10 protein-coding genes are annotated in these 8,651 nt (G+C 57.1%); 7 read left to right on the top strand and 3 right to left on the bottom strand.

What is annotated here, in order from left to right; genetic code table 11:
• Positions 1-170: 170 nt before the first annotated feature.
• The 5 genes from NW839_RS10210 (at position 171) to NW839_RS10190 (ending at position 4,284) form a co-directional block, all read left to right on the top strand.
• Positions 171-653, top strand: coding sequence for an ABA4-like family protein (locus NW839_RS10210; protein ID WP_414350396.1), 483 nt, complete (start codon positions 171-173; stop codon positions 651-653).
• Between the two features lie 108 nt (positions 654-761).
• Positions 762-1,532 (top strand): hypothetical protein, encoded by a 771-nt coding sequence (locus NW839_RS10205; protein WP_414350398.1) that lies wholly within the window; start codon positions 762-764, stop codon positions 1,530-1,532.
• Positions 1,533-1,598: 66 nt separating this feature from the next.
• The gene (locus tag NW839_RS10200; protein ID WP_414331239.1) at positions 1,599-2,021 is read left to right on the top strand and encodes an archease; all 423 of its coding nucleotides are present in this window, start codon (positions 1,599-1,601) and stop codon (positions 2,019-2,021) included.
• A gap of 13 nt (positions 2,022-2,034) precedes the next feature.
• Positions 2,035-3,465, top strand: coding sequence for an RtcB family protein (locus NW839_RS10195; protein ID WP_414380626.1), 1,431 nt, complete (start codon positions 2,035-2,037; stop codon positions 3,463-3,465).
• 204 nt (positions 3,466-3,669) lie between these two features.
• Positions 3,670-4,284: a biotin transporter BioY gene (locus NW839_RS10190; RefSeq protein WP_414350403.1), complete on the top strand. Its 615-nt coding sequence runs from the start codon at positions 3,670-3,672 to the stop codon at positions 4,282-4,284.
• Between the two features lie 397 nt (positions 4,285-4,681).
• On the opposite strand, the gene gshB is transcribed toward NW839_RS10190, so the two are convergent.
• Positions 4,682-5,629: a glutathione synthase gene (gene gshB, locus NW839_RS10185; RefSeq protein ID WP_414350404.1), complete on the bottom strand. Its 948-nt coding sequence runs from the start codon at positions 5,627-5,629 to the stop codon at positions 4,682-4,684.
• A gap of 252 nt (positions 5,630-5,881) precedes the next feature.
• On the opposite strand from gshB, the gene NW839_RS10180 reads away from it, so the two are divergent.
• Positions 5,882-6,610, top strand: a complete 729-nt coding sequence (locus NW839_RS10180) for a pentapeptide repeat-containing protein (protein ID WP_414328957.1) — start codon at positions 5,882-5,884, stop codon at positions 6,608-6,610.
• Between the two features lie 39 nt (positions 6,611-6,649).
• Here NW839_RS10180 and rpmB read toward each other — a convergent pair whose 3' ends face one another.
• Both rpmB and NW839_RS10170 read right to left on the bottom strand, forming a co-directional pair.
• Entirely contained in the window at positions 6,650-6,886 is a 237-nt protein-coding gene (gene rpmB, locus NW839_RS10175; RefSeq protein ID WP_011431026.1) for a 50S ribosomal protein L28, read from the bottom strand.
• A gap of 24 nt (positions 6,887-6,910) precedes the next feature.
• Complete coding sequence (locus NW839_RS10170; protein WP_414344659.1) at positions 6,911-7,273, bottom strand: hypothetical protein; 363 nt, start codon at positions 7,271-7,273, stop codon at positions 6,911-6,913.
• Positions 7,274-7,438: 165 nt separating this feature from the next.
• On the opposite strand from NW839_RS10170, the gene NW839_RS10165 reads away from it, so the two are divergent.
• Positions 7,439-8,551, top strand: coding sequence for a dockerin type I domain-containing protein (locus NW839_RS10165; RefSeq protein ID WP_414350406.1), 1,113 nt, complete (start codon positions 7,439-7,441; stop codon positions 8,549-8,551).
• Positions 8,552-8,651 lie beyond the last annotated feature (100 nt).

Raw genomic sequence — 8,651 nt, 5'->3', positions numbered from 1 at the left:
GGCTTGCCAACTGCAGGGCTACCGAAAGCCCGCCCTGTACTGCGAAGCAGTCAGGGTCGGGTAGTTTACGGCAAGTCAGGAATAACTCCCATCCATTTCCACCCGCTACTGCAGGGATCCCCAGGGGGCATTAGGCCGATAATGGACAGGTAGCGTTGGGGGTTCCAAGCATGCTGGAGATGATCTTTAACGGGGCCAACTGGTTTGCTTTGCCCTTTTGGGCAATGATGATTCTGCTGCCGGGTTGGAAGGTAACCCGCAAGGTGATGGAATCGCTTTTGCCCATCGCTATTTTGGCGGCGGTTTATTTGTATCTTTTGGTCACCGGGTTCAACGCGGATGTTCTCAAGGAATTTTCCGACCCTCAACTGTCTCTGACCAGCCTAACCAACCTATTCAGTCAACCCGCCGTTATGGCGACGGGATGGGTCCACTACATCGTCATGGATTTGTTTGTGGGCCGCTGGATCTTTTTGGAAGGGTGGGATAAGCGAGTATGGACAACCCATTCTCTGATTTTGTGCTTGTTTGCCGGGCCAGTGGGCTTGCTCTCCCATTTGCTTACGGTGGCAGTTGTCCAGGCACGCCGGCAAAACCAGGCGCAAGGAAGGACTCAAGAGACAGGAGTGCCACAAGAGTTGGCTAACCCCTAGGGATAGGCTCTATCGAATAGGGATCCAGGCTCGCATAGCAGGAGGAAGTCCTAAGAGGCTAGGATCAGGGGTAGGAGCCCTCAGCCTTGAGGCCAGAGGAACTGTTTGATGAGGAGTGGAGGCATAGCTTGGTTTTTGCGTCCTCAGCGGTGGCTGTGGAGCGGCCTTGGAGCAGCAGCCCTTGTGGCCCTCACGGCTGGGGCTAGTTGGGCACGGCTTTTGTTGGAAGTGCGCATGACCATGGGCCTGCCCATTAGCCCTAACTACTGGTACATGGTGGCCCTTAGCCGAGCTGGTAGCCCTGGCCCCACCGCCAACCTGGTAGATCCCAATGTCCGGGTTGGGCCCAACGAGTACACCTTTGTGCGCGACTGGGACTACCTGATTCGGGTTACCCCTCTTAACGAGGAGGCCGTTTTGCAAGCTACCATCCAGCGCTTTGGTGAGCAGGAGCGAGAGTTTGCCGTTGGCTTTAACCAAGTGCGGGTGGAGCGCGTTAACCGGGACCGCGACACCCTTAGGTTTCGGATTGACCTTTCGGAGCTCCAAGGTCTGGACGGGCAAAACCAGGATATCCAGGTGGCTTTGCTCACTGCCCGCGCCCCTTTTCGCGTGGCTCCTGAAGAGACCAATCTAGCCATTGATGCCACCCGCGGCGAACTGCCCAACTACTATCGCCTTAGTCTCTCCAACCAGCGGCAGGTGGTTGTCGACGATCCCCAGCGCCAAGAGACCATGCGCCGCAGCCGTGAGTTACTCCAGCAAAGTGGATCTGGAAGCGGCCTCACCCGCGAGCTCATTGAGGGAGGAGCCCTGGAGATTTTGGCTGCCAACATCCTCACCTTTGAGCTACGCCTTCTTTCCTCTTCCAGTTTCTAGAGAGAAACCTTAATCTATCCAGGTGGCCTCTGGCTTTGGCCTGAGAATGAGAGCAGGGGGACTGCCGTGGTGCAGGCAAGATGGGAGCACTTTGAACACATGGCTGACATTGGTGTCCGCGGCTATGGGGCAACGCCGGAGGAAGCCTTTGCCCAGGCAGCTTTGGCCCTGACTGCGGTGGTCACTAGCGTGGATGAAGTAGCTCCCAGAGAACACCTAGAGATCGAGCTAGGAAATGCAGGCGATCTGGAACTGTTGTTGGTGGATTTCCTGAACGCAGTGATCTACGAGATGGCCGTCAGAGGCATGCTCTTTGGAAAAGTCGAAGTGCACCTGGCAAAAGAGCATCTCAAGGCCAGCCTGTGGGGGGAAAGAGTTGACCATGCCAAGCACCGACCGGCGGTAGAAGTTAAGGGGGCAACTTACACGGAACTCAAGGTAGCCCGAGAGGGTGAGCTTTGGGTGGCCCAGTGCGTGGTGGACGTGTAAGGGGAGGCAACCTATGGATATCAAGAAACTTGAGCGTGTGGATGAGACAGTCTGGCGCATTCCTCCAAAAGGCAGAATGCGTGTCCCGGTCTTGATCTTTGCCGACGAGGAGTTAATCCGGGAAATGGACGACAAAGTGGCCGAGCAGGCCAGCAACGTGACCACCTTGCCAGGGATCGTTGGAGCCTGCTACGTGATGCCAGACGCCCACTGGGGCTATGGCTTTCCCATCGGTGGGGTGGCGGCCTTTGATGCGGAAGCAGGGGGGGTGATTTCCGCCGGCGGCGTGGGATTTGACATCTCCTGCGGCGTGAGAACCTTGCGAACCGGGCTAAAGCGCGAGGAAGTGGAGGAGATGGCAGAGCCCCTAGCCAATGCCCTGTACGCGAGCGTACCGGTAGGGCTCGGCAGCCGCAGCAAGATCTCCTTGAGCGACAAAGAGATGGAAGCTATGCTCGAAGGCGGAGCAGAATGGGCTGTTGCTCAGGGCTACGGCAAGAAAGAGGATCTGGAGCGCATCGAAGAACATGGCCGCATGCGCGGAGCAATGCCGAGCGAAGTCTCCGCCTACGCCCGTGAGCGCCAGCGGCGCGAGATGGGAACCCTCGGTTCGGGTAACCACTACCTCGAAGTCCAAGTTGTTGACGAGATCTACGATCCCGAGATTGCCAAAGGCTTTGGCCTTAAGTCGGGGGAAGTGGTGATTACTATCCACTGCGGCTCCCGTGGCTTGGGTCACCAGATCGGCACTGAGTACTTGAAGAAGATGCAACAGGCGGCTAAAGAACACGGCATAGAGCTACCTGATCGCGAGCTGGCCTGTGCGCCCTTGAAGTCCAAAGTGGGGCAAAGCTACCTGGGAGCAATGCGGGCGGCAACCAACTGCGCTTTGGCTAACCGCCAGATCATCACCTACTGGGTGCGCGAGGTGTTCGCTGAGCTTTTCCCCAAAGCTGAACTCGACCTTATTTACGACGTCTCCCACAACACCTGTAAGGAGGAAACCCACGAGATAGAGGGGAAAAAGCGCCGCCTGTTCGTTCACCGCAAAGGGGCAACGCGCGCTTTTGGGCCTGGCCACCCAGAGCTTCCTCAAGCTTTTCGCTCTATCGGTCAGCCCGTCATCATCGGTGGCTCCATGGGCACGGCTTCCTACATTCTGGTCGGCACCGCGCAAGGGGAGGCCCTTTCCCTCTCCTCAGCCTGCCACGGCGCTGGGAGGGCGATGAGTCGCAACCAGGCCCTCAAAGCCTGGACAGGGCAGGAGATTATCGAACAACTGAGACGGCGCGGCGTCATCGTGCGCAGTCCCTCTTTGCGGGGGGTAGCTGAAGAAGCGCCCCAGGCCTACAAAAACGTCGACAAAGTGGTGCGCGCTGCCGATCAAGCCAAGATTGCGAAACTTGTAGCGCGCTTAAAGCCAATTCTGTGTATCAAAGGCTAGCTATTTGCTGAAAGGGGAAGCTATTTTTAGGGGCTTAATGCCCTTTTTTTGTTGCTTCCAAGTGATGCTTTGCTGCGTTTGTGAGTTATTCCCCAAGCTGTGCTTGCCCAAGCGCGAATGCCTTAGGAAAGGGTTAGTGTGTACTTGCCCTCTTCTTTGCATTCCCCTATACTGACCTTCATGTCTCGACACTCCAGGTGCTCTATGACTGCGAGTTACCTACCCTTGGCCCAGACTTTTCTGCCCCGTTCTTCTCGCATTCGCGATCTACTGCTGGTGGTGGGAGGGAGCCTATTCGTAGCAGCTCTGGCGCAGGTGAGGATCCCTCTGCCTTTTACACCGGTGCCCATCACTGGACAAACCTTTGGGGTAATGCTGGTGGGGGCAGGCTTTGGGGCACGGCTGGGCTTTCTCACGTTGCTGGTCTACCTGCTGGAAGGGATCCTGGGATTGCCCTTCTTCAGCGGTGGCGGATCCGGGCTTGGCCACTTGGCCGGGGCGACGGGGGGCTACCTGTTGGCTTTTCCCCTGGCTGCAGGGCTGATGGGTTGGTTGGTGGAGCGCTGGGGCGTGGATCGCAACCCCTGGAAGATGGCGCTGGCGATGTTGTCCTGCTCGGCTCTGATTTTTTTGCTAGGAGCCACTTGGCTAGGGGTGTGGCTGAACCAGAATGTTGAGCCCACCTCGATCTTGGCCGTCCTCAACAAAGGGGTCTTCCCTTTTATCCCAGGAGACTTGGTGAAGTGCGGACTGGCGGCAGTGCTGCTGCCCACCATCTGGCGCTGGGTGGGACGGGAAAGGCCACCGGCTGACTCGTAACCCACTGGGCAAGAGCAGCAACTCAAAGCTCACCCCAGCAAAACAGAAGGGGCTCGGGATTAGCCTCGGGCCGAAAAATCTAAAAAAAAGATAACAACTCCGAGGATTTGGCCTTTTTTCTGAGATTCTAAAAACTGTGCTCAATGCGATGTTCAATACGGCCTATTCATGGAGCTTTTCTTTACATTGCTCTAGAGTTTTATAAGTCGCTGACTGGTCGCGGCAGAGCCCCCTTGTGGGGCTTTTTATTTTCTATCTGCCGACCGGAAAAAGTTGAACTCAACCTACTATGGTCATTCCAAGCTATAATTTGATCTCTATAGACTCCCTAAATAGACGGGAACCTCGTCAGGCAACAGACGCGCCGGATCCCAGAAGCATCCTGGTGGGTAGTCATTCAGTCCTTGACGGGCACCTTCTTTTCCAGCCACTGAGCCACTTGATCTGCCAGGTCAACTCCTTCCAACTGACAGAGTTCTCGCAGCATTGTTGGGCTGGTCACGTTCACTTCGGTTAGTCGTTCCCCGATAACATCGATCCCGACAAAATACAGCTTCTCCTGCCTGAGCACCGGCGCCAAAGCCCCGCAGAGAGCCCGTTCTTTTTCGGTAATCTTGGTTTTTTCCACTCGACCGCCGGCAGCAACATTGCCTCGAAAATCGCCCTCTCCAGGGATCCGATTGACGGCGCCCAAAGGTTCTCCTTCCAGCAACAAAATGCGTTTATCTCCTGCCGCCGCCTGTGGCAAATACTCTTGCACCATCACGGGCAGCCGACCAAATTGGGTGCTCATTTCAATCAACGAGTTGAGGTTTGGATCCCCGGCATTGACCCTCAGGATCCCTTCCCCACCTTTGCCACCCAAAGGCTTGAGCACCGCCTGTCCTTCCTGTTCGACGAACTGACGCAGCAGGCGTTTGTTGCTGCTGACGCGGGTACGCGGGATCCACTCTTGAAATTGCAGGGCATAGAGCTTTTCGTTGGCCGAGCGGATCCCGGCAGGATGATTGAGCACCAGCGTGCGGCTGGGGGAGAGACGATCCAAAAGGTAAGTGGCATAGAGATAGGCCGCATCTACCGGCGGATCCTTGCGCATCCACACCGCCTGCATTTGGCTCAGGGGCAGCAGTTGCCGGTCTTTGACCTCATACCAGGGATCCGCCTTCAGATCCAACCGGATTTCCTCAAGGGATCCCCACGTTTCCCCTTGATCCCAGTAGAGATCCGCCAGGCCCAGGCAGAAAATGCGGTGCCCCCGTTTCTGCAGGGCTTCCATCAGGGCAATGCTGGTGTCATGGCCCACCTGCAACTGGGGCAACGGGTCAACAATGAAAGCTACCTGCATGGGAGGTGCGGTTCACTCACGAAAGGCTGCCCCGAGTATGCAACAAATCGGAGCCGATGGCTCTCCCCCGGTAGGCTGTTTCCACAAGAGAAGGCCCCCTCTGGAAAGCTCGATGCAGGGTTGTCTTTTTAACATCCTCTTAACCTCGGCAGGCGGCGCAAACGTTAGCTTGATAGGTGGGATCCCTGTTGGCCCCCAGTTTACGGCTGGGTTGGCCGGGTTTCTGGCCTAACTGTGAGGAATGCTCCATCTGTGAGTGCTCCCCCTTCTCAACCCTCAGAGCCGGTTCGCATTGAAACCACGCGGGACTTGCTGGAAGCCTTGCGTGAGGGGCGCTCCCTGGTGGGTGCCAACCTGGAGAATGCCTACCTCTCGCGGGGCCTGTTCGACCGCATTCAGATGCCCAAATCCAATTTGACGCGGGCTAACCTGCGCTCGATCAGCCTGCAGCAAGCCGACCTACGTCTGTGCAACTTTCGCCGCGCTGAGCTAGAGCGGGCCAATTTTACCGCCTCAGATCTACGGGGATCCAGCTTTAGCCAGGCTCTGGGGGACTACAGCAACTTTACCGCCGCCAAACTGGACAAAAGCAGCTTTCAGGGGGGCCGTTTCAGCCATTCCATCTTTCGCGAAGCCAGCTTGGTGGCTGCTAATCTGGCGGAGGGGAACTTTTTTGCCGCCGACTTCCGCCAGGCCAACCTATCTCGCTGCAACCTCTCCCAGGCTGCCTTGGTGAGTTGCCAGCTTCAGTTTGCCAACCTAGAACAAGCCATTTTGGTGGGGGCCAACCTACGGGACGCTCAGATTGAAAACACGCTCTTCAGTGGAGCCGATTTTACCGATGCCAAGCTCTCCGATGAGACGCGCAAGCTCTTAATCGAGCGGGCCAGCGGCACCAACGAGCTTACCCAACGGGATACCCTCAACACCTTGCTGGCGGGATTGCAGCCCAAGTCGCGTAAGCTTTTTGGCTTGCTGTGAGGTTGGAGCTGTCAGACACAACTGGGCTGAGGAGAAAGCTCAAAACTGGTTGAGGTCGATCCCGGCTTCCCGGGCCATGGCTCCTATACCCTTGGCCTTGAGAGTCTTCAAGGCTTTGGTGGAAAGGCGCAGACGAACAAACCGCTTACCCTCTTCCCACCAGATGCGCTTCCACTGCAAATTGACTTCCTGCAGACGCTTGGTGCGCCGGTGGGAGTGGGAGATGGCAAAAGCGTTGTTGCGTTTCTTGTTGGTTAGTTGGCAGCGACGCGCCATGGGATCAAAGCAAACTCAGCCTAGCTATCGTAAGGCATCTTTTTGTTGGGCAGCAAGCTGAAGTTGACTTTGCAACTGGGCTAGCTCTGCCTTCAGTCGGTCAAAGGTTTGTTGGCAGTGGTTAACGCTTTTTAGGGGCAGCTCTTCATTTTTGGCAATGCAGGTCACCTGTACAGAGCCGTCGGCAGCCTGACGGGTGCGATCCACAAACACTTCCACCGTCACCAGTTTGGTGTGGGGATTTTTTCCGGGAGGCTCGCCGGCCACCCAATAATCAAGGCTGTTGTGGAGGATATTGAGTTGGCAGCGCTCCAAAACAGCGCGGATCGACTCGCTGAGCTGCTCGGCTGAGCCCACAAGCTGGGTAACGCAAGAGTATCGAGCCATAGAACAGGCAAGCCACCACGGTTATCCTACCATTAAGTTTTCGGCTCCTGCAGCCAAAGGCGAACCGGCAAAATTGCGCTCAAGAGTACTCTACACCGGCTCGGTCAACCCTGCTGCGAAGAGGTGAATTACGTTAGAACATGAACAACTCCCAGGAGAGTTGCCATGTTTAGGGTCTCCTGTTTGGCTCATTCTCTTTTGCTACTGGGATCCCTGGGCCTGGGTTGGATAGGCGTGTCTTTTGCCCACGCGCAGCCCTTTCAGGCGGGCGACCTGGATGGGGATGGCCGTTTGACGGTGCAGGATCTCAACCTGTTGGGGGCCTACTTGCGGGGAGAACGGGGATTGACCGACGACCAGATCCGAGCTGCCGATGTCGACCAGGATGGACGGATCACAGAAGCCGACTGGCAAGTGTTGCAGCAGCGCATTCAGGCAGCAACGGATGTGCCCACAGGACAGGTGCAGTTGGATTCCGCCTATTCGGGACAGGTGGTGGATCGGCTGACAGGGCAGCCCTTGGCCGGGGCGGAGGTGGCCATTCCGGGGGCGGGTATTTCGGTGCGCACCGATGCCCAGGGTCGGTTTCGCCTGCCAGGGCCGCTGCCGGCAGAAGAAATTTTGGTGGCGCGGCTGGAAAATTACTTGCCCTATTCCCAAAGTACAGGCAACGGTCAAGCCAGCGGGGATCGGCCTTGGCAACTGCAGTTGGAGCGCTGGGATCCCAATACGACTTTGGTGCTGGAGGCCAATGTCATCCGCCTGGGCGATAACCAGTACTCGCCGGAATCGGCTGCCGCCGGGCAATTTCTGGGCCCTGCCCAAGGGGTGGAGATGACCCGCTCTTTCACTTTGCAACGCCTGCCTTCGCGCCCACCGGTTTTGCGGATTGGATCCCTGATTGGGTTGGATACAGCTGCCGCCTATCGGGCCGGTCAATCCCGGATCCCCAGCGCCAATATGTCTCCCATGCAGGTCATCCTGAACGGAGTGGAAGTCGAACAGATTCACCTGGGGGGAGATAACCTACAGATTCCCCTGCCGCTGCAACCTCTGCGCCTGGGCCTGAACACTGTTACCCTGCGCACTGGCAAAACCCTGATTGAGCCCCCCATGGTCACCCGTGGTCCCCAAGTGCCGATCAGCATTCCCCTTTTCGGGGGATCCCTGCACATCTCGGTGCCGCTGGGAGGTGATACAGTCATCCGGCACGGTGGAGCCTGGGTGGATCATGACGATGTGCAGTTGGCTAACGTAACCATCGAGATCCCCAAGTAAACTACCCGGCCCTGACTGCTTCGCAGTACGGGGCGGGCTTTCGGTAGCCCTGCAGTTGGCAAGCCAACCACGGACCTCTAGGCTGGTTTACGACAGCCCC

The sequence above is a fragment of the Synechococcus sp. R5-15 genome, assembly GCF_047462035.1.
Lineage (GTDB): Bacteria > Cyanobacteriota > Cyanobacteriia > Thermostichales > Thermostichaceae > Thermostichus.
Note: the sequence above shows the minus strand (reverse complement) of the source record. Positions and strands in the feature narration are given on the sequence as shown.